Here is a 21,385-nt window from a genome sequence, read left to right on the forward strand (position 1 = left end):
AACATTTTATTTTTTTAAGCCTTTGTGAAATCAAAAATGGTTTTGTAATTCAGCCTTTATAGTGGTTATAGATATTTTGTTGACCGCTTTAATACATATTATATAATGATAGAAAATTTCAAGCTTTTCAAAATCATCCTTTTTTATTTTTAAATCAATTTTAAAATACCTATATTACTATTTTATATTTTTTCTTTTTTTGTATAACTCCTTTTGGGTTGAAAAATAATAAATTTATATAGCCTACATTCATCCATTAATTTATGTTATTTTTTTATATATTGTTGTATTTTTATTTAAAATAGATTATATTTATGTTATTTTAAATCTAACAGCAACAAATAATAAGTCTTTTAAAGTTTATTAGTCATTTATTTTTTCTTTTTTTTGTATTTGTATCCTTTTTATCTAGAGTTATTCTGTAATTTTAAAATATATTATTTTTAAAGCTCAAAACAAGCCAATTTCTAATTAAAAACTTTTTGTAAAATATTAGCAAATCAAAATATTTTAATATAGCATTAAAACCAATTTAATTATTGGTCTTTTTTTTTATAAAATTGCACAATTATTAATTTATAATAAAAAAACCAAACTATTTTAATAGCTTGGTTTAATCATAGATGTGGAATTGGAAGCAAAAATTAGCTTTTGCGAGTTACTTTTAAAAAATGATAGAAAAATTTGTCAAATAAATGATATTCTTCTAAAATTTGAAAATCGTTTTTCCATAGCCATCCTTGAAGATAATCTTGATTACTTTGTGATCCTAATATAAAATGTTTACTTTTATCAGGAGTTTTTTCAAGTATTTTAGTGATAGCATAAGTTCCCATACCACAAATTAGGGCAAGATCAAAATCTTGGCAAATGTTTTGGAATCCGTCACTTAAACAAAAAGTAACTGGATAGCAAGTAAGGTTTTTTTGGGCTTGAAATAAAGGTTTTAATCTTATATCTGCTGCAATTGCTTGTTTTATATAGCCTTGTTGAAAAGCTTTTTTGAGGACTAAACCATGATCTGTGCCGATGTCTACAACAGTGTCATAATTTTTAGTAAGAGACGCAATAAAAGAGATTCGTTTCATTTTATTTGTGGTTGTGGTACAAACTTTTTAATTTGCTTTGTTTAGCTGGAGTTCTGAGTCGTCTTAGAGCTTTTGATTCAATTTGGCGGATTCTTTCTCTAGTAACTCCAAATAAAGTACCTACTTCTTCTAAAGTGTGGGTTTTTCCATCTAAAAGACCATAGCGCATTTTTAATACTTTTTCCTCGCGTTCAGTTAAGGTGTTTTCTAGGACTTCATCTAAAAGTTTTTGAGTTACCTCTTTCATCATGTATTCGTGGGGAGATAAAATATTGGGATCTGAGATAAAATCGCCCAAAGAAGTTTCGTCTTCTTCGTTTTCTCGTGCAGGGGCTTCCAAAGAGATGGGTTTTTTTTCGATATATTGGATGCTGCGAATTTTTTCAGCAGAAATATTCATTTTGTCGGCTAACTCTTCGACTGTAGGTTTTTTCTTAAGTTTTTGAGTTAATTTTCGAGTACAAAGTGCCATTTTATTAATAGTTTCTACGATGTGTACAGGAATTCGGATAGTTCTTGCTTGATCGGCAATCGCTCTTGTTATAGCTTGTCTGATCCACCAAGTGGCATAAGTAGAAAATTTAAATCCTTTTTGATAATCGAATTTATCTACTGCACGCATTAAGCCCATATTACCTTCTTGAATTAAATCAAGAAACAAAATTCCTCTTCCAATATAACGTTTGGCAATTGAAACTACTAATCTATAATTGGATTCTACCAAAATATCTTTTGCGCGTCTTGCTTGTTTGATTTGGTCATGTGCTTCTTGGAGTTGATCTTCGGATAATTCAATTTCTTTGGTTTTATGTTTGGCTAGCTTTTGTTTGGCTTGTTTTCCTAAAAAAACTAAAATGGATTTTTTTGTTCTTCTGCCAGTGAAAGCAAAGGAATTTGACCAATTTCTTTTAAATACATGCGAACTGAGTCATCCATTTTAATATCAGAATGGATTTTAGAAATTTCTTCTTTAGAAATTTTTTCATCTTCATCTTCTTCTAATTCTGTGATTTTTTCATCTGATATTAAGTCTTCTTCAGAAATGTCAAAATCCTGGATGTCTTCTTCTGAGTCTTGCGTGTTATCTTCATCTTTGTTTTCATCTGTTTTTTCTAAATTTGCATTTGTTGATCCGGAATCAAAGTCAGTAAAAACATCATTGGGGGTATTTGTTTGGTTGTTTGTATCATTTTTATTGTGGTTTTTATTTAGAGATGTAGCTGCTTGTGTTTCGCAAGAAATAATTTGAATCCCTTGTTCGTTTAAGTTTTGTGCTATTTGTTGATATGGTATTTTTATGTTTTGATTTTGCAAAAAAGAAATAATTAATTGAGATGTTAGTTTTTTTTTCTTCCAGCTTGCTCATTTAAAGTTTTGATTATGTTATCTAATTCCATTTATTAACTCCATTTTTTTAATTAAAATTTGTCTATGAACTTGTTTTGATTTTGGCTTTTTGGATGATTTTTTGTTTTTTTAACAAAATATATCATTTACTAATTCGCTTAATTGTTGTTGTAATTGTTGTTTTTCTTTTTTGAGTTTGTCTTTGTTTTTTTGTAATTTGTTTTTTTCGGTATTATCTATTTGAAGTAATTTATCATTTAACTCATTTATTTTTTGTTGTTTTTGTTCTATTTTGTCTCTGATTTCTAATTCTTTTATATAATTGCTAAATATTTTGCCTTCTTTATCTTTTAAAAGAGGACGCTTTTGCATTTGGAAAAAATGATGTTTTTCTATAGATGTCAATAAATCATCAATATTTTCTTTAAATGTGGTGTTTTTTATTTCTTCCCAAGGAATATAGTTTTGTTGAGGATTTTTTTTGTAATAATTTTTAATATAGTTTAGTAGACAATTACATTGCAAGTCGTTAAAACCGGGGGTTTTTTTGATGATGGCAAATGTTTTGGGGTTTTGGGTTTTGAAAAAAGCAGCATTTAAAAGTAATTCTATGATTATTTCTATTTTAATGTCAAATTTGATTGCATTTAATTGTTGTTTGGTTTGAGCAATGTAAAGAGGTTTTGGGGTTTTGTCAATGGAGACTTGAGAATTAAGATTAACTGTTAGTTGATATTTTTTTGTAAGTATTCTTGATAAATTATTTTGATTTCAAAGCTTGATGATTTGAACAGTTTTTGTAATTCTTTTTTGGTTTGAGTTTGGTTGTAATAATCCATTTTTTGACAAATCAAATCTACTTTTAAAGCTAAAAAATCTTTTAAATCATCGGTTATGAGGCGTTGGTATTTTTCGGGCCCTTCAGTTTTGATGTATTCATCGGGGTCTAGATTATTGGGAAAAACCAATATTTGAACTTGGAAGTTGTTTTTTTGTAGAAAGGTTCCAATTTCTAAAGTAGCTGTTTTTCCTGCTTTGTCGCCGTCATAGGCAATAATTATTTTGTCGGTGAGTTTTTTTAATAGTCTAGTATGAACCGAAGTAAGATTGGTTCCCATGGTAGCAACTACGTTTTTGACTTGGGCTTTGAAAGATGCCATAACATCAAAAAAACCTTCATGCAAAATGACTGTTTGTTTTTTTCTGATTTCAGCTTGGTTTTCGTAGTATTGATATAAATTCTCGCCTTTTTTGAAAATTACTGTTTCGGGGCTGTTGAGATATTTAGGTATTTTATTATCTAAACTACGGCTGGAAAAAGCAACAATTTGGCCTGATTTGTTAGTGATGGGAAAAATGATGCGGTTTTTGAAAAAATCATAAAATTTTCCGGTTTTGTCGTTTTGATTGATGAGGTTTAATTTTTTGAGGTCATCAGGATCAAATTTAGCAAATTCAATTAAATAGCGTGATAAATGGGACGCTTTGGGAGCATAACCTAATTTAAATTTTTTTATGATTTCATTGCCAAAGCCTCTTTGTTCTAAATAATTGAGGACTTGTTTGTTATTTTTTAATTGATGGGCATAAAAATCTGTTGCTTCTTGCATGATGTTGTAGAATTTTTGGTATTGACTGGTGTTTTTTTGGCGCAGGGAAGTATTGATTCCTAATCGGGTTGCCAGTTCAAAAATGGCTTGATTTAAATGGATGTTTTTGATGCTTTTGTAAAAAAAAACAGGATTGCCGCCTTTTTTACAAGACATGCAAACTCCTATATTTCTTTCAGGAGAAACAGAAAAAGAGGGCGTTTTTTCATCGTGAAAAGGGCATAATCCCATGTAATTTTTACCTGATTTTTTTAATTGTACAAATTCTTGAACTAAATCAAGGATAGTCATTTTTTCGTTGATTTGATTAATTAATTGTTTGTTATCTTTCATTTTTATCCGTTATTTTAAAATGATTTTTTCTTGGATGTATTGTTTGACTTCTGTTAGCAAAAAGGTTTGTTGTTGGGCAGTGTCGCGATTTCTTAAAGTAATTATGTTGTGGGTAAGGGTTTGATCGTCTACAGTGATACAAAAAGGAGTGCCGATCATATCTTGTCTGCGGTATCTTTTGCCAATACTTTTGGTCTCATCGTAACAAACATCAAAATATTTGGCTAAATATTGATTGATTTCTTGGGCTTTGGCGCTGTGTTTTTTTTTGATTAATGGCAAAACAGCTACTTTGTAAGGCGCTAAAAAAGGGTGAAAAGAAAGGATTTGCCTTGTTTCGTTGGAAGTGCTGTTTTCGTGGTAATTGTTAATTAGAAAAGCAAAAAATAGTCTTTCTATTCCTAAAGAAGGTTCGATAACATAGGGTAAAATTTTTTGTTTGGTAGTTTCGTCAAAATAAGTAAGATCTTTTTTGGAGTTTTTTTGGTGGGTTTTCAGGTCGAAATTTGTTCTTGAGGCGATCCCCCAAAGTTCGTCAAAACCCCAAGGAAATTTGAATAAAATATCGCAGGTTTGTTTTGAATAATGGCTGAGGTCTTCTTTTTTGTGATCTTTAAATTTTAAATTTTGTGGGTTCATACCTAAAATAATTAAAAAATCATACATTAGTTTTTTCCAATGGTTAAACCAATGGGTTTCGGTACCGGGTTGGCAAAAAAATTCTAGTTCCATTTGTTCAAATTCACAAGTACGGAAAATAAAATTGCCTGGTGTTACTTCGTTGCGGAATACTTTTCCAATTTGGCAGACTCCAAAGGGAAGTTTTTTTCTGGTGGTTTTTAAAATATTTTTAAATTGGATAAAAATTCCTTGTGCTGTTTCAGGTCTTAAATATAGAGGTTTTGAGTTTTTCAAAATGACCCCTTGACGGGTTTGAAAAAGCATGTTAAAAGGTCTGATTGGTGTCCAGTTGGAAGTTCCTAAGACTTGGTTTTTGACTAAATAGTCATGCATTTGTTCGTAGGACCAACCGCTAATATCTAACTGCGGATCGTGTGTTTCGATGAGTTTATCGGCGCGAAATCTCTTGTTGTTATCTTGATTTTCAGTAAGGGGATCCGAAAAAGAATCCAGATGACCTGAGGCTTTCCATACGGCAGAATTAAGCAAAATGGAGCCGTCCAACAAAACATTATTGGGTTGTTCTTGGACAAATTTTTGCAACCAAGCTTTTTTAATGTTGTTTTTTAATAAACTACCTAAAGGTCCATAATCCCAACTATTGGCAAGTCCTCCATAAATTTCGCTGCCTGCAAACACAAATCCTGTTTGTTTGGCTAATGAAATAACTTTCTCTAAATTTTGCATCCCAAAGCTCCTTTTTGTTGTTGGTGTTAAAGTTTTGATCTTTGCGTTTTCGATTTTTACGTTTTTTATGATTTTGTTTTTTGAGTTTTTTTGTTAATTATAATTATTTAATATCCAAAGCGACTTAATAAATCTTTTTGATTACGCCAATTAGGATACACTTTTACCCATAAATTAATGTGAGTTTTGATTTGCAAATGGCAATTGAGGTCTTGGCGGACATGCGTTCCTATTTGTTTGAGCTTGGAGCCTGCCTTACCAATTAAGATTTGTTTTTGGGAGCTTCTTTCTACCAAAATCAAGCCCCAAATTTCTAATAAATGTTCTTTTTGTTCCATTTTTTCAATTATTACAGCTGAGGCGTGAGGAATTTCTTCGTGGACATAATAAAGGACCTTTTCGCGGATCATTTCTGCTATCCAAATTTCTTTTTTTTGATCAGTAATCATGTCTTTCGGATAGTAAGCGACTCCTGGTTTGATATTTTGATAGATATTTTCTTTTAAAAAAGTGGTGTTTTTGGCTTTGATAGCGGAAAGTGGGATTACTGTTTGAAAAGAAAAATGATTTAAATAGCTCAAAATAATAGCATCAATTTGGCTTTTGCTTTTTAAACTGTCAATTTTGTTGATGACTAAAAAAACTGTTTTTTTGGTTTGAAAAATTATCTTTAATAAATCTTCTTCTTTGGGATGATAAAAGGAATCTGTTAAAAAGAGAATTAAATCAACGTCTTTGATGCTTTGAAAAACGATGTTGTTCATTTTTTGGTTCAATAAATGTTTGTATTGGTTAATTCCTGGGGTGTCTACAAAAATATATTGGGCGTTAGAATCGTGGCAAATGCCAATAATTTTGTTTCGTGTTGTTTGGGGTTTGGCGCTTGTTATGGCCACTTTTTGCTGGGTTAATGCGTTTAGAAGAGTGGATTTGCCGACGTTTGGTCGTCCCAAAATAGCAATAAAACCAGATTTAAAATCCATGTAAGTCCTCAATTTCTTGGTTATTTTTTTGTTTTTTATTTTTACTTGTTGTTGTTTTTTGTGTGTGTTTTATTATTTGTTTTTTCTTGGATTTGGGGGTTTTGCTGTTTTATTTGGTTTTGTCTAAATTGAGACCTACTTTTTGTAAAATTTTTTCTTGTAAAGCAAGCATTATTTGAAACTCTTCTTCGGTTCGATGTTGATAACCTTTAAGATGCAAAAAACCATGCACTGCTAAAAAAGCAATTTCGCGTTCTAAACTGTGCTTGAATGTTTTTGCTTGTTCTTGGGCTTTGGGAAAAGAAATAAAAACATCTCCTAAAGAATTGTCTTCTAAACCTGCAAAAAAAGTTAAATCATTATGAAAAGACAAAACGTCTGTTGGATAATTTTTTTGGCGATAAAAGGAATTAAGTTCTTGAATTTTTTCGTTGGTAACAAAAATGAGATGCATTATTTTTTTTCTTTGATGGGCAAAAACATTTTAATTAATAAAGATTTAAAAGGTTTGATGCAAAAAGAAGTTTGATTATGTATTTTAATGATCATTTAGTATTTCCTATTTGTGGTTGTGGTTGCAGTTGTTTTTTCGTAATTTTTCAAAATGAGATTATTTTTTTGATGATTTTAACTAACGTTTGAATGAATAAAATAAAAAGACATTTTCAAAAAAACTTAATAAAATATAATAAAACATAAAATAAAAAAAAGCAACTTGTTTCAAGTAGCTTTTAATTGATTAAAACATTAACGCTTTTTACTACGCATATTTTTTTGGCGATTTTTCTTTTGTACACTTGGTTTAATATAATGTTCTTTGCGACGCGCTTCTGCTAGGACACCAGATTTAGAAACTTCTCTTTTAAAGCGACGTAGCGTTTCTTCGATAGTTTCTCCTTTACGAAAAACAGTTTTTGGCATTAATATCTCCTTTCCACAATCTCAAAATTAAAAATTACCAATACTAATTATATTGTATCTCTTTTTTTGTTTTTTGTCAATAATAAAAAGAGATACAATATAATTAAATATTTACTTAAGTGGTTTTTTCTTTTTTAGGGTCGTTTTCTTATGGTAAAATTTGTCATTAAATGTGGTTAAATTAAATGAAATATTTAATATGTTATTTTTATTATAAATGAGTAAATTTTATAGTTTTTTTATGGTTGTTTTTGTAATTGTTTAGTTTTTAAGTATAATTGAAAAAAACGATTGCACTGTTCCAACATGTTTGTGATAAAATTCTGGTCTCCCTTGACTTCGATAGTTTTGTTGGTTTGGTCGTTTTGATAGACTAAAAAGTAAGCTTTAATTGGTTGGGAACAATAAATTTGGGCTTGGAGTTGGGCATAATAGATATTAGGGATTTTGTCTTCATTCAAAAAGTTTTGCCAAGTATAAGAGGCAAAAGAAATAGGGCATTTGATTTCTAAGAGGCTTTGAGATTGGACGTCCCATCCATCCAAAGAAGCAGACATGAAATCTTTGACAAAGACTTTTGGTTCGAATTGCATTTTTTGTGTTTGGTTGAAAAAATTTCTTGCTTTGGGTTCTAAAGTTCGTCCGCGTTTCATTGCTTCGTTGTCTTCGATTGAAGTTCCAAAAACTTTTCTTTTTAATAATTGTTCTTTGGTTTCAAATGGATTTAAGCCCATGATAGCTGCTACTTCGGAAGCATTAATGTATTTTTTGCGATGATTGTGCCAAGCTAAGGTATTTTGTTCTAATTGCATATGGCATCAACTATTGTTGGCACCAAAGGGAAAGTCCAAAAAAAGCCATGGTTAAAACAGTAAGAAAGCAGTTTAAGAAGAATTGTTCGCCTTTAACTTTGCGTCTTTGTTTTTGTTCGGAAAAAGAATTTCCCAAAGAAAAGCTGTCGTTGCTATCTGCTAAAAATAAAGTACTTAAAACGATAAAAGTACAAATAGTTACAAAAAAAACTGTATAATTCATAAAAAATCTCCTTTGAATTTTAATTTTGATTTGTTGTTTTTTTAATTTTTTGGTTTAATAAAATAATGATGGGATGATTCGTTTTTTTCATCAATGTTTAAAAATTTACTTACTCTTTTATTTTAGCAAGAAAATCATTTGTATTTTCAAATATTTTTACATTTTGGTAATTTATAAAACGCACTTGGATTAAATCTTGCATGATAGCTTCAACTACACCTAAGCCGAGAGTTTTGTGTTTGACTTTGTCTCCTTTTTGAAAAAAGCCATTTCCATTAGTGAAAGATGCTTGGTTTGATTGGTTAGGTTGAAATAAATGTGGGGAAAAATAATTTGATCTTGGCGTTTCTTTTTGAAAAATTCCCATTTCTTGTAAAAAGCGCGAAGGTTGGCTGTCTATTTGTTTGCCGTATGAAAATCTTTGATAAGCCCCAGTTAAAAATAACTTTTCTTCAGCTCTTGTAACTGCTACATAAGCTAGACGTCTTGATTCTTCTAAATCGCTTTTTTCTTTTTGGTTACAATCAAAAAAAATATCTTCAAAAGCAGTTATAAAAACCACTCTAAATTCTAAACCTTTGACTTTGTGAATAGTAGAAAGTTTAACGCGATCGTTTTTGCTTGGGTTTTTGGAGTCTTGTTCGGTTTGTTCGTTAGTTTCATTATACAAAGATATTTGATCTAAAAGTTGGGTTAATTTTTCAAAAATGCTTCCTTCCAAATTTTTTTCTGCTTGCATAAAAACTGATTTTAATTCTTCTATGTAATATAAATCAGAATCAGAATCTTTTATTGATTGCATTTTGCAAGTTTCATCGTTTTTACGACAATACTCAATTTTTTCATCAATATAAGTAATTATATCACTAAGACAGTCAAAAGAATCATTAATTAGTTTTTGGCGCAAATTTGTAATTAATTTTTTTAATTCGTTTAGTTTAGTTTTTGCATTTGGTTGAATTGGAGTTTGGTCTAGGTATTTAAGGGTGTCAAAAAGAGTTATTTTTTTTCTTGAGCAAGTTTTTCTAGATGTAAAAGAGAAGTTGTTCCAATGCCTCTTTTAGGGGTGTTAATGATACGTTTAAAATTAAAATCTTGTGAGGGATTTGCAATAAAATTGAGATAAGCTAAAAAATCTTTGACTAATTTGCTTTGGTAAAAGGAAGCACCTCCAAAAACTTGATAAGGAATGTTGTTTGCTAAGAATTTTTCTTCCAAAGGGCGTCCCAAAATATTAGTGCGATATAAAATAGTAAAATCTTGATAGCTATAAACACCTTGTAAAACGAGGTTTTGTATCGTTTTTGCGATGTATCTTGTCTCTTCTTTGTAATCTGCAAAAAACTTGCAAATAACAGGCTCTCCTCCGCTTTTAGTGCTTTTGAGATTTTTTTTAAAAAGGTGGGCTTTGTTGTATTTGATTAAAAGATTGGCTTTGTCTAGAATATTTTTAGAAGAACGGTAATTTTCTTCCAAAAAGGCTATTTTAGGTTTAAATTTGTTTAAGAATAATTGGCTGTTTTCAAATCTGGCTCCTCGAAAAGAATAAATGTTTTGGTCAGGATCCCCTACTACAAAAATATTTTGGTGCTCTTTGGCTAAAAGAGTTAAAATTTGGTATTGAAAAAAATCAGTATCTTGGAATTCATCAACTAATAAATATTGGAATTTTTGTTGATAAAAAACCCTTACATTGGCATTTTCTTGGAGCAGTTGGTGCGTGTATAAAATTAGGTCATCAAAATCAACTAAATTGTTGTTTTGCAAAAAAATTTGATATTTGACTTTTATTGGCATTTCGAATTCGTATTTTTTTTCACGTTGATAATTCTTTTCTTTTTGGGTTGAGTGTTGCAAAGTATCTTCATTTTGTGGTTCGTGTTTTCTTTTAATATCAGAAATGCTTTTTTTTAATTCACTAATTTTTACTCTTTTTGGATCTATGTTCATTTCTTTTAAAATGTCTTTGAGGATTTTTTTGCAATCATTGTCATCTAAAATTTTGAAATTGTTGCGATATGAAAATGGCAAAAAGGGAATAAATTTTCTCAAAATTTGGGTTCCTAAAGAGTGAAAAGTGCAAATAGTAATGCCTTTGGTTTTTTCTTTACCAATCATTTGGTCAAGTTTTTCTTTCATTTGTTTAACAGCTTTGTTGGTAAAAGTAAGGGCTAAAATTTGGTTGCTTGGCAATTTTTTTTGTTCGATTAAATAAGCAATTTTAGCAGTTAAAGTGGTGGTTTTACCAGTTCCTGCGCCTGCTGCTAGATAAAAAGATTTAGCATTGCTTGTGACTGCTGCAAGTTGGGTTTGATTCAAGGGTTTATTTAATTTTTCTAAAAAATTGTTTTTATTGGAAAACATTTTTATACCTTTTATTTCGTTGTTTATCATTTTTGTTTTGTTTGGTTTTGTAGTGTTTTTTTTGTTGGTGTGATTTGGTGGTATTTATTTTTTTGGGAGAACAAATTTATTTTTGAGGATTTGATTTTAAGCTTACTACTTCATTGAAATTAAGTTCTTGCGTTTGATCATTTGTGTCTTTGATGATTTTGTCTGCTGCAAAATAACCTTGTCTGAGAAATTGAAAATGATTTTGAAAACAACAGCATTTTTTTAAACTTGATTCTACAAAACCTTTTTTGATATGCCAGGATTTTTCATTGAAATTGCCATTTTTGCAAAGTAGTGGAGTAAAAAAATTAAAAGTGGCTTTGCAAGCAGTCTTTACTTCTGTAAAATGAATAGTTCCGTTTGGTTTTCTGTCTTTAAAACCGCTGCCGCTTTTGGTTTGGGGGTCATATGTGGCAAGAATTTCTGTTATTTCTCCTTTTTTGTTTTTGACAACGTCATAAGCTTTAACAAAATAAGCATGAAATAATCTCACTTCTTCGCCCAAAGTCAATCTTTTATAATTTTTATCTAGTTTTTGGAGTGCAAAATCGTCTTTTTCAATGTAGAGATGACGGGAAAAATAAATTTCTCTTTCTTGTTTTTTTCCTTGGGTTTGTGTTGCATTTCCACAATTACAAGTATTAAAATTATTATTCCAAGGAGCTTTGAGAGTTTCTATTTGGTTTTCAGGAAAGTTAGTAATAGTAAGTTTGAGAGGGTTTATGACTGCCATTCGAGGCAATGATTTTCCTTTGAGGTCATCTCTTACAAAAGATTCTAACATTTCTTGTTTAACTTGCGAATTTACTTTGGATAAGCCTGTTTCAAGGATAAAATTTTTGATAGCTTCAGGAGTATAACCTTTTTTTCGGATGCCTGATAAAGTTGGCATTCTAGGGTCATCCCAACCTTTTACTAATTTTTTTCTACTAAATTATTAAGGTGCCTTTTACTCATCAAAGTTTGTGTGAGATTAAGTCTTCCAAATTCAATTTGTCGTGGAGTGTGTTTGGCTTGGGTTTCTTTGATTATCCAATCATATAAAGGTCTGTGGTCTTCAAATTCCAAAGAACACAAAGAATGTGTGATGTTTTCAAAGGAATCTTCCAATGGATGAGCGTAATCATAGGTAGGGAAAATATGCCAATGTTTTTGTTTCAAAGTAAAAGCAGAAAGAATACGGTACAAAATGGGGTCTCTTAAATTAAGGTTAGGACTTTGCATATCAATTTTGGCGCGCAAAACTTTGCTGCCTTCTGCAAATTCGCCTTTTTTCATTTTTTCAAATAGCAAGATATTTTCTTCAATACTGCGATTGCGATAAGGAGAATTGGTGCCTTTTTGGTTTAAATTACCACGACTTTGGGCAATTTGTTCAGCGGTTTGGTCATCAACATACGCTTTTCCTTGTTTGATTAAAAAAAGTGCCATTTGATACATTTTAGGGAAATAATCTGAGGCAAAAGTGATTTTGTAAGGAGTGTAGCCCAGCCATTTGATGTCGTTGAGGATGGCATTAACATAAATTTGTTTTTCTTTGGAAGGGTTTGTGTCATCATATCGTAAAAGGGTTTTTCCTTGAAAAAAATATGCCAATTCAAAATTAATAATGATAGCTCTGGCGTGCCCTAAATGTAAAAAACCATTGGGTTCAGGCGGGAAGCGTGTAATTATTTGGCTGCATTTCTTGTTTTGGAGGTCTTTTTGAATGATTGTTTTGATGAAATTTGATTTTTTTTGCATTTTATAAGTCCTTTTTCTTTTTTATTTGTGTTCTTGTGTGATGTTGGGTTAATTTTTGCATATCTTTTGGTTAATTTTTAATAATATTTTTTAGTTAAAGATTTTGTATTTTGAAAGTTTTTATTTGGGAATTATTTCGTTTCGGTAATTTTAGTTTTTGTCTCCAATTTTTTATTAGGTAATTTAGTTATTTTATTCATGGTTAGAAATATAATTAAGGATTTTAAAATAGACTTCCAAATATCGTTGTTAATGTCATATTCTTTATATATTTTAATCAAAACACTCTATTATATTATACTAGTATTTTAAAAATATTTTTCATTTATAAACTAACTGTTTCGTTTATTTAGATAAATAAATAATCTTTTAAAATAGCAAAGAAAAAATAGATTTTATACAATTTCAAGATCACATTATTAAACCTTTAGATAACAAATAAGATAATAAAATCGATATTATAGTTTATCAATATAAAAAAATATAAATTAATTTAATCTCATTGTTCCCTAAAAACTAGACAATTAAATATTTTGAAATAATATAAAGACCAATTTTTAATTTGTTTTTTTTGTTATATATGATAAAATCTAATTTTGTACTTTTTTTCTTATGATATGTTATAATAAAATTATAAATACTAATTTTGTTAATTTGTTAAATTATCTTAATTAGTAATAATTTTTTAAAGTATAAATTAAACTTTAAAAAAGAGTTAAAAATATTCAAAAAAAATTGGAGTAAAGCTATGATTAATTAAATAAACACATAAAATTTAGTACGCGATATATTATAATAAAAAGGATATCGAAATAACAAGATATTATGGCAGAAGAACAAAAATCTAATAATTCCAAAATTAATAATTTACTTAAAAATGCTTCAAAAAGCGGCAATCGTGAAGGGTAACCAGATTTTATTATAAGTTTTTTAAATAAACTCGACACTTTAATTTGGATAAATGTTAGAATGGAAAAAAGTAAAATTAAATTACCCATATATATTAATCAAAATCCAGACTGGAAATTCATGGAAGATTATATTAAAATTTTGAATTATAGTTTTAATTTGAAATCAATAAATCACTAAAAAGATAATAGTTAATTTTTGTTGTATTTTCCAAGAACCATTTTTTAACACTCATAAATATATCCCAAATATTAGTTAATTAAAAAAATAATGAAAATAATTAACAAGATCAACTTATAAAGTTGATCTTGTTTTGTTTTTTTAAAAAAATATAAAAAAACTTATTTATAAATGCTTAAAAATTAGTTTTTAAATTACCTATTTTTTTAAAAAAATTCCACCATTAAGATAAAAAAATCAAAAAATTTTAGTAAAATAATAATTAATAATCGAATTTATTTGTTTTTTCATTTTCTAATATCTCTTAATAATAAATATTTTTTCTAAAAAGTTAAACATTGTATTTATATATTTAAATAATTAAACTAAATTAAACCTTTATTTTCATCTAATAATGTGTTATAATATTTAGGAGTTTTTTATATAAAATTTTTTTATGTTCTAATTTATCTTTATTTATTGTTGTGGTTTGGGCATAGTTTAATCAAAGGAGTTTTTTTTAGTGTCTTATTTAGTTTTATACAGAAAATACAGACCACAAACTTTTGCAGATGTTGTTGGTCAAGAAATTATTATCCAAACTTTAAAAAATGCCATCAGATACCAAAAAATCAATCATTGTTATCTTTTTAGTGGCAATAAAGGCACTGGAAAAACTACTTTAGCCAAAATTTTTGCCAAAGCCATTAATTGTTTGTCGCCCATTCAAGGAGAAGCGTTTTGTTCTTGTCATTTTTGCCAAAACTTCGCCAAAGCAAACACAGATATCACAGAAATTGATGGAGCTTCTTATAATGGGGTTGACGAAATCAGAGAATTACAGGACAAAGCCCAATACAAAGCTCACGCAGGCAAATACAAAGTCTACATTATTGACGAAGTTCACGTACTTACGCCCAACGCTTTTAATGCTTTGTTAAAAATTTTAGAAGAACCGCCTGAACATGTAGTTTTCATCTTGATTACTACCGAAATTTATAAAATTCCTGACACGATTTTTTCGCGTTCCCAAAGTTTTGCCTTTGAGAATTTGAATCTCAAAAACATCACTGCACAATTAACCAAAATTGCTGCTTTGGAAAATATGTTTATCACTGAAGACGCCATCAAAAGCATTGCTTATCATTCGGAAGGCGGAATGAGAAATGCCCTTAGTTTGTTAGATCAGGTAAGTGCTTATCAAAACAATTTGATCACTTCAGAAGATGTTGCAAATATCAAAGGTACAGTATCTGCTAGCGTTATCAAAAAATTGTTTCAAAATCTACTAAAAAAAGAAGCGACCAAAACATTGCAGCTCCTTCATAAATCAATTGATTCAGGCAAAAATATTGATATTTTAATTTTAGATTTAATTGATGCTATCAAAGATTATTTAATTTGCAATGCCAAAAATAAAAAATATTCCAAAACTTCGCAACTTTCCCAAGCTCAAAAAATATTATTGTTAGAAGAAACAAACCACATTGATCATTTTTTAAGAACCTTAATTAAATTACAACAAGACCTCAAAAAAAGCGATCAAAAAAAATCTTTGGTAGAAATTGCCTTTTTGCAAATATGCTCTTTACATTCTTTTCAATTTCAAGCTGATTTACAAGAATTCCAACAATTTGTAACAAATAAAACAAAAATTTCCAATAATAATCAAGCATTGCTTGAATTAGATGAAACAAATGCCGAAGAGCATTATGAACCAACAAAACCCATCCAAAAAAAACTAGAAAACCCCCCTTTTTACAAAACAGAAGAAATTAAATCAATTCAATTTACTCCAATAGCAAACAAAAAAACACCAAAAATAGAAAAAATAGAATATCTTCATTCAACCCTAAAAGATTTACAACCTCAAAATAATTCTACTATCTCTGAATTGACTCAACAAAATAACTTGCCTTCCCAAAACTCATTAGGAACCAAATCACCAACAAAAACACACCCTTATTTTTGCAATTCATCTCTTTTTGATTTAATATCATTTGCAATTAATATTTTATCTAATCAAGACAAACCAACCAAAAACACAATAACAAATTTTTGGAAAAATTTAAAAAATCATTATTCTGCTCACAGTTATTATAAAAGTGTAGCCGAAATTTTGGATAGAGGAACAATAGTTGCTTTGAGCCAAACCCAACAAATTATTTTAGTTTTCGAAGATGAAGATGTCTTTGAACTTGTTTTACAAAAAAACATCAAACAAAAAGCTTTAGAAATTTTGAATAATGAAACTTTTGCAATTACAGAATACATTGCTTTTTTAAAACAAGATTGGCAAGCCTTAGAAATTTTTTACAACAAAAACTATCCTCATACAAACCCATCATTAATTGCACAATTCACAGCTACTTGCAATTTTGATCTTGACTTGTATCGAATCAAAACGACTAAATCAAGCAAACCTGCTATTATTCAACTAGCTTATGATTTTTTTGGCAAAGATATAGTAGAAATAATTAACTAGGAGCAAAAAATTATGAAAAGACAATCTAATATGTTTGAAAAATTAAAAAAAATGCAAGAAGCAATTGAAAACGCTCAACAACAATTGGAATTACAAGAATTTATTGGCAAAGCAGGGGATGTAGAAATTGTTTTACAAGGCACCAAACAAGTCGTAGATGTTATTATTTCTCAAATTCACAATAAGGCAATTCTCCAAGAAAGCGTTTTGTTAGCTTTTAATGCTGCTTTGAAAAAATTAGAAAGAAAATCTAAAGAACTCATGCAAAAAGCATCTGGAGATTTGATAGAATTCTAAGTTTTTTTGTCCCCTATATTTTTCTTTTTTATTTTATCGCTTATCATATTATTACATTAAAAGGAGGCATTTTATGAAAAAAACCAAAACTCCAAAATCACTTTTGGAAACGGCTTATGACATTATGAAAAAACATCAAAATCCTGTTTCGGTCTATGATTTATTAAAACAAACATTGCAAAAACATCAAATCTCAAACAACAATCCCAATTTAGCTAATCAACTTTATTTAGACATCACTTTGAGTGGGAAATTTGTTTTTTGCGAAAACAATCAATTAATTATTAAAGAAAATAATAATTTTTTTGGGATAAAGATTTTTTTGAAAAAACTAAAACTTCAAACGACGAGCCTCTAGACGAAGATACCAATTTACAAGAATTAGATTTTGAGGATTTCCTTTCTGACAAAGACACTAACCAAACTGACCCTCTAAAAGATGTTTTGCTTGATTTAGAAGGCGAACCTTCAGAAGAACAAAACAAAGATGATGACAAAATTGAAGATGATATTATTTTAGAAGATAAAGATGATTACGAAGATCCATTAGAAGAAGAATACGAACATCTTTATGAAAAATAATTATTACTTTATAATTCGCATTTACAAACAACCAATCAATAATTATCAAGTTTTTTCTTTTCAATGATATCCTTTATTCTTGATGGATAAGGGATTCTTACTTTTTTATTCACCCAAACTCTAAATAACTAAAAATGGTTTAATAAAAAACATTAGTAAAACGAGGTTAAATAATATGTTTTTAGGTTTTTACAATTATACAACTTATTTAACTCATCTAAATTTAATGAGTGGTTTTTTTGGCATTGGCTTTGGTGCTTGCGGTAAATACACCTCTGCTTTAATTTGCCTATTAATATCAGGCGTTTGTGATATGTTCGATGGTGTTGTAAGTCGAACCAAAAAAAATCGCAGTCTCACAGAAAAAAGCTATGGCATTCAAATTGACTCTTTAGCTGATATAATAAGCTTTGGTGTCCTTCCTATTTTTATTAACTATTCTTTGAGTTTCAAAGATAAAACTTCAACATTAAATAAAGAAGGTTGGTTATTTGCGCTTGTTTGGATAGTTTGGGGTTTTTATCTTTTGGCAGCCTTAATTAGACTTGCTTATTATAACGTTTTAGCTGAAATCCAAAAATACAACTCCCAAAGCCCTTCTTATTTTACAGGTTTGCCTGTAACTGCAGCTGCTATTTTATTTCCTTTTTTATTTTTAGCTAAGTTTATTTGCAAAACTTGGTATTTCAAAAGTTTAGGTTTTATCGAACAAAGACTTACTTTTTTTTGGATTCATTTTGCCTGCATGTTGCTTTTAACTTTTTTATTTCTTTGTAAAAAAATCCATTTCCCCAAGCCAAAAGCCAAAACTACAATAACAATTATTTTATTATTAGCGCTAAATTTTATCCTATTTATGTTGTTTAAAATCTTATTAAAATATTTGTTGCCAATATCAACCACAAAGTGAGTAATTTAAAATATGAAAATAGTTAATTTAGAAGGCAAAATTATTTGTCAAGACCCAGCAAGTCGCCTACAAAAAACTTTATATACAAACTTAGAAAAAAACTTTTGGAAAAGACTCCTTCTCAAAATTTTGATCACTAAACCTATTTCTTGGTTAGTTAATTTGTATTTTTATTCTCCTTGGTCACGCCAATATGCTTTGAAAATCATTGAAAAACACCAAATTGATTTAAACTTATTTGAAAAACAAAAAATTAGTTCTTATAATGATTTTTTTACAAGAAAATACAAAGAACTTGCCATTCCTCAAGACAACTTTGCTTTTATCAGTCCTTGTGAATCCAAATTAAGCATTTATCCTATCGCCAAAAAAGCACTCTACTGCATTAAAGAAACCAATTACAGCTTAGTTGATTTATTGCAAAACCCCACATTAGCTCAAGAATACGAAGAAGGTTATTTGCTTATTTTCCGCCTAGAACCTCATGATTATCACCGTTATCTTTTTGTAGATGAAGGTTTTTTTCAAATGCCTCCTTGTAAAATCAAAGGAAAATTACATACAGTAAACCCAATTGCCTTTGAAAGTTTTGATGTATTTAAAACCAACACCCGCGAATATAGCATTTTACAAACTAAAAATTTTGGTAAAATAGTTCAAATAGAAGTAGGAGCCACATTGGTAGGAAAAATCGAAAATTATCCTTTGCAAACGTTTTCAAAAGGTCAAGAAAAAGGCTATTTTGATACAGGCGGATCTACCATTATTATCTTAGTTAAAAAAAATATAGTTGCATTTGATCATCGCATTTTAGAACACACTCAAAAAAGATGCGAAACTCAAATCCCTATTTTAACTGTTATTGGTAAAAAAATAACTCCTACAAAAACCCATCAAATAACTTATAAATCTTCCGCCTCTGAAAATATTGCTACCCAACCAAAATCATATCAAAATTCCAATTGTACCACACAAGCCAATCATAAAGAAAGCGAAGTACAAACACTTGAATAATAAAGATTTAAAAACTAAATTTATTTTTATTACTGGAGGAGTTGTTTCAAGCCTAGGAAAAGGCATAACTGCTGCTTCTATTGGTCAAATTTTAAAAAATAGAGGTCTTAAAGTAAGTATTCAAAAACTAGATCCTTATATTAATGTTGATCCTGGAACAATGAGCCCTTATCAACACGGTGAGGTCTTTGTCACTGATGATGGTGCTGAAACTGATCTTGATTTGGGTCATTACGAAAGATTTTTAGATGAAAACATGAGCAAAAAGTCAAACGTCACTGCAGGGCAAATTTATCAAAGCGTCATCAATAAAGAACGTGAAGGCAAATACTTAGGTAAAACAGTTCAAGTAATTCCACATATCACTGAAGAAATCAAACAAAAACTAACTGATGCTGCTCTTTTTCACAAATCTGATGTTGTTATTGTAGAAATTGGAGGCACTGTAGGAGACATTGAATCATCGCCTTTTTTAGAAGCTATCAGACAAGTGCGCTTTGATTTTGGTTATCGCAATGTTTTATACCTTCACACCACTTTAGTTCCTTATTTAAAAAAAACCAAAGAAATTAAAACTAAACCTACTCAACACAGTTTTAAAGAATTGCGCGCTTTAGGAATACAACCCCAAATTTTGGTCTTACGTAGCGAAGTTCCTATCAACCAAGAAACCAAAAATAAAATTTCTGCTTTATGCGACATCAATTCACAAGCTATTTTTGAAGCCTTAGATGTTGATATTTTATATCAAATGATTCTGAACTTGAACCATCAAGGAATAGATGATTTTATTTTACAACATTTTAAACTTACTAATTTTCCAACCGCCGATTTGCAAGCCTGGCAACAACTAATTACACGCATCCAAAATTTAGAAAAAAAGTAGTCATCGCTCTAGTAGGTAAATACATTGTTTTGCATGATGCTTATTTATCAATTGTAGAAGCTCTTAAACATGCTTCTTATCAATATAATTGTAAACTTGAAATTAAATGGATAGATGCTGAAAAAGTAACGTCAGATAATATTTCTTCCTTTTTTGAAGATTGTGATGGTATCTTAGTTCCTTATGGTTTTGGGAACCGCGCTATTGAAGGCAAAATTTTAGCCATTAATTATGCAAGAACTAACAATATTCCTTTCTTTGGAATTTGTCTAGGTATGCAGTTAGCAGTTATTGAATATGCCCGTAATGTTTTGCATTTACAAGATGCCAATTCTTTGGAAGTTGATGAAAAGACACCTCATCCTGTAATTACTAAAAAAATAGTTGATATCAATTTAGGAGGCACCTTACGATTAGGTTCTTATTCGTGCCATCTTAAAGCCAATACCAAAAGTAAAGCTATTTATAATCAAGAAATAATTTATGAAAGACATCGTCATCGTTTTGAGATGAATCCTCATTATGTTTCTTTATTTGAAAAAAATAATGATTTTGTTGTTTCTGGAATAAATCCAGAACAAAAGCTTTGTGAAATTGTTGAGTTAAAAAGCCATCCTTGGTTTATTGCAGTACAATTTCATCCTGAGTTTTTGTCGAGACCATTAAAACCACATCCTTTATTTAAAGGTTTTGTTGAAGCGTCTTTATTAAATTAAAAGAAATAAATAATTTATAAATGAAAAAACTACCTTTTTAAGGTAGTTTTTTTGTTATATTGAGGTGTTCCAAAAGTTTAGATAATTTTTGTTTTTTAAAAGAAATAAAAAAGATCAACTTAAAAATTTGATCTTAATTGTTATTTTTTATTTAAATAATAAATTAGTTTTGTTTTTTTACAAACACCCAAAATGATTTTAATTATTTTGATAGAATTATTAAATTGGATAATAATCATATTATAGAAGATATTTCTAATAAAAAAACTTTTCGAAATCCCCATTTTATTTGCCAACTTTTTACACACATCTACCAATAATTATAAAAATTTATAATAAATCAATAAATAATTTATCTTGGGAAATATTAATTTTTATGATGAACCTTTATTAGAAGGCACGATATATAATTATTATAAGAGGATATGGAATGCATTTTATTTCTGTATTTTTTTATTAAATTGTTTTTATTTGGATTACTTATGTTAAGAGAAGAATTACTTTTAAATGTTTGTTTGTAATTGTCTATTTAGTAATAGGTTTATTGGTTTTTAGGATATATGTAGCTGTAGAAATGTTTTAACATAAACGTTATTATCCTTTAA

Annotated in this window: 17 protein-coding genes and 3 pseudogenes; 7 read left to right on the plus strand and 13 right to left on the minus strand. The window is 29.0% G+C overall.

Features of this window, described 5'->3' with window-relative positions:
- Window positions 1-644: 644 nt before the first annotated feature.
- From BBA70_RS00590 to glnS, 13 genes and pseudogenes are all read right to left on the minus strand, one after another.
- A complete protein-coding gene (locus BBA70_RS00590) occupies window positions 645-1,088 on the minus strand; it encodes a class I SAM-dependent methyltransferase (RefSeq protein ID WP_011412390.1) in 444 nt (147 codons plus the stop codon).
- A 1-nt stretch (window position 1,089) separates the two neighbouring features.
- A pseudogene (gene rpoD, locus BBA70_RS00595) lies at window positions 1,090-2,186 on the minus strand (RNA polymerase sigma factor RpoD); the annotation flags it as partial.
- Window positions 2,187-2,564: 378 nt separating this feature from the next.
- Window positions 2,565-2,960 carry a hypothetical protein gene (locus BBA70_RS00605; protein WP_252861446.1) on the minus strand — a complete coding sequence of 132 codons (396 nt, stop codon included), beginning with the start codon at window positions 2,958-2,960 and terminating at the stop codon, window positions 2,565-2,567.
- A 200-nt stretch (window positions 2,961-3,160) separates the two neighbouring features.
- Entirely contained in the window at window positions 3,161-4,378 is a 1,218-nt protein-coding gene (gene dnaG, locus BBA70_RS00610; protein WP_252861447.1) for a DNA primase, read from the minus strand.
- Between the two features lie 9 nt (window positions 4,379-4,387).
- A complete protein-coding gene (locus BBA70_RS00615; protein ID WP_011412393.1) occupies window positions 4,388-5,746 on the minus strand; it encodes a glycine--tRNA ligase in 1,359 nt (452 codons plus the stop codon).
- Window positions 5,747-5,853: 107 nt separating this feature from the next.
- On the minus strand, window positions 5,854-6,729 hold the full coding sequence (gene era / locus BBA70_RS00620) for a GTPase Era (protein ID WP_238374415.1): 876 nt from the start codon (window positions 6,727-6,729) through the stop codon (window positions 5,854-5,856).
- Window positions 6,730-6,838: 109 nt separating this feature from the next.
- Window positions 6,839-7,183: an rRNA maturation RNase YbeY gene (gene ybeY / locus BBA70_RS00625; RefSeq protein ID WP_252861448.1), complete on the minus strand. Its 345-nt coding sequence runs from the start codon at window positions 7,181-7,183 to the stop codon at window positions 6,839-6,841.
- 293 nt (window positions 7,184-7,476) lie between these two features.
- Window positions 7,477-7,650 (minus strand): 30S ribosomal protein S21, encoded by a 174-nt coding sequence (gene rpsU, locus BBA70_RS00630; RefSeq protein WP_011160972.1) that lies wholly within the window; start codon window positions 7,648-7,650, stop codon window positions 7,477-7,479.
- Between the two features lie 239 nt (window positions 7,651-7,889).
- The gene (locus tag BBA70_RS00635) at window positions 7,890-8,462 is read right to left on the minus strand and encodes a YqaJ viral recombinase family protein (RefSeq protein WP_011412396.1); all 573 of its coding nucleotides are present in this window, start codon (window positions 8,460-8,462) and stop codon (window positions 7,890-7,892) included.
- 10 nt (window positions 8,463-8,472) lie between these two features.
- The gene (locus BBA70_RS00640; RefSeq protein ID WP_011412397.1) at window positions 8,473-8,685 is read right to left on the minus strand and encodes a hypothetical protein; all 213 of its coding nucleotides are present in this window, start codon (window positions 8,683-8,685) and stop codon (window positions 8,473-8,475) included.
- A 109-nt stretch (window positions 8,686-8,794) separates the two neighbouring features.
- Window positions 8,795-9,592, minus strand: a complete 798-nt coding sequence (locus BBA70_RS00645; RefSeq protein WP_252861449.1) for a 3'-5' exonuclease — start codon at window positions 9,590-9,592, stop codon at window positions 8,795-8,797.
- Window positions 9,593-9,684: 92 nt separating this feature from the next.
- A complete protein-coding gene (locus BBA70_RS00650) occupies window positions 9,685-11,049 on the minus strand; it encodes an ATP-dependent helicase (RefSeq protein ID WP_252861450.1) in 1,365 nt (454 codons plus the stop codon).
- A 106-nt stretch (window positions 11,050-11,155) separates the two neighbouring features.
- Window positions 11,156-12,822: pseudogene (glnS, locus tag BBA70_RS00655) on the minus strand (glutamine--tRNA ligase).
- A 1,591-nt stretch (window positions 12,823-14,413) separates the two neighbouring features.
- Here glnS and dnaX point away from each other — a divergent pair.
- The 7 genes and pseudogenes from dnaX to BBA70_RS00690 all read left to right on the plus strand — a co-directional run bounded on the left by dnaX (window position 14,414) and on the right by BBA70_RS00690 (window position 20,780).
- Window positions 14,414-16,375 carry a DNA polymerase III subunit gamma/tau gene (gene dnaX / locus BBA70_RS00660; protein ID WP_011412400.1) on the plus strand — a complete coding sequence of 654 codons (1,962 nt, stop codon included), beginning with the start codon at window positions 14,414-14,416 and terminating at the stop codon, window positions 16,373-16,375.
- Between the two features lie 12 nt (window positions 16,376-16,387).
- Window positions 16,388-16,672 (plus strand): YbaB/EbfC family nucleoid-associated protein, encoded by a 285-nt coding sequence (locus tag BBA70_RS00665; protein ID WP_011412401.1) that lies wholly within the window; start codon window positions 16,388-16,390, stop codon window positions 16,670-16,672.
- Window positions 16,673-16,745: 73 nt separating this feature from the next.
- Window positions 16,746-17,030, plus strand: coding sequence for a DNA-directed RNA polymerase subunit delta (gene rpoE, locus BBA70_RS00670; RefSeq protein ID WP_252861451.1), 285 nt, complete (start codon window positions 16,746-16,748; stop codon window positions 17,028-17,030).
- 86 nt (window positions 17,031-17,116) lie between these two features.
- Complete coding sequence (locus BBA70_RS00675; protein ID WP_252861452.1) at window positions 17,117-17,254, plus strand: hypothetical protein; 138 nt, start codon at window positions 17,117-17,119, stop codon at window positions 17,252-17,254.
- A gap of 175 nt (window positions 17,255-17,429) precedes the next feature.
- Window positions 17,430-18,164 (plus strand): CDP-alcohol phosphatidyltransferase family protein, encoded by a 735-nt coding sequence (locus tag BBA70_RS00680; RefSeq protein WP_011412403.1) that lies wholly within the window; start codon window positions 17,430-17,432, stop codon window positions 18,162-18,164.
- A gap of 12 nt (window positions 18,165-18,176) precedes the next feature.
- Window positions 18,177-19,178 (plus strand): phosphatidylserine decarboxylase, encoded by a 1,002-nt coding sequence (locus tag BBA70_RS00685; RefSeq protein ID WP_011412404.1) that lies wholly within the window; start codon window positions 18,177-18,179, stop codon window positions 19,176-19,178.
- A pseudogene (locus BBA70_RS00690) lies at window positions 19,171-20,780 on the plus strand (CTP synthase). The gene BBA70_RS00685 and the pseudogene BBA70_RS00690 overlap by 8 nt, the downstream one beginning before the upstream one ends.
- Window positions 20,781-21,385 lie beyond the last annotated feature (605 nt).

The sequence above is a fragment of the New Jersey aster yellows phytoplasma genome, assembly GCF_002554195.1.
Taxonomy (GTDB): domain Bacteria; phylum Bacillota_I; class Bacilli_A; order Acholeplasmatales; family Acholeplasmataceae; genus Phytoplasma.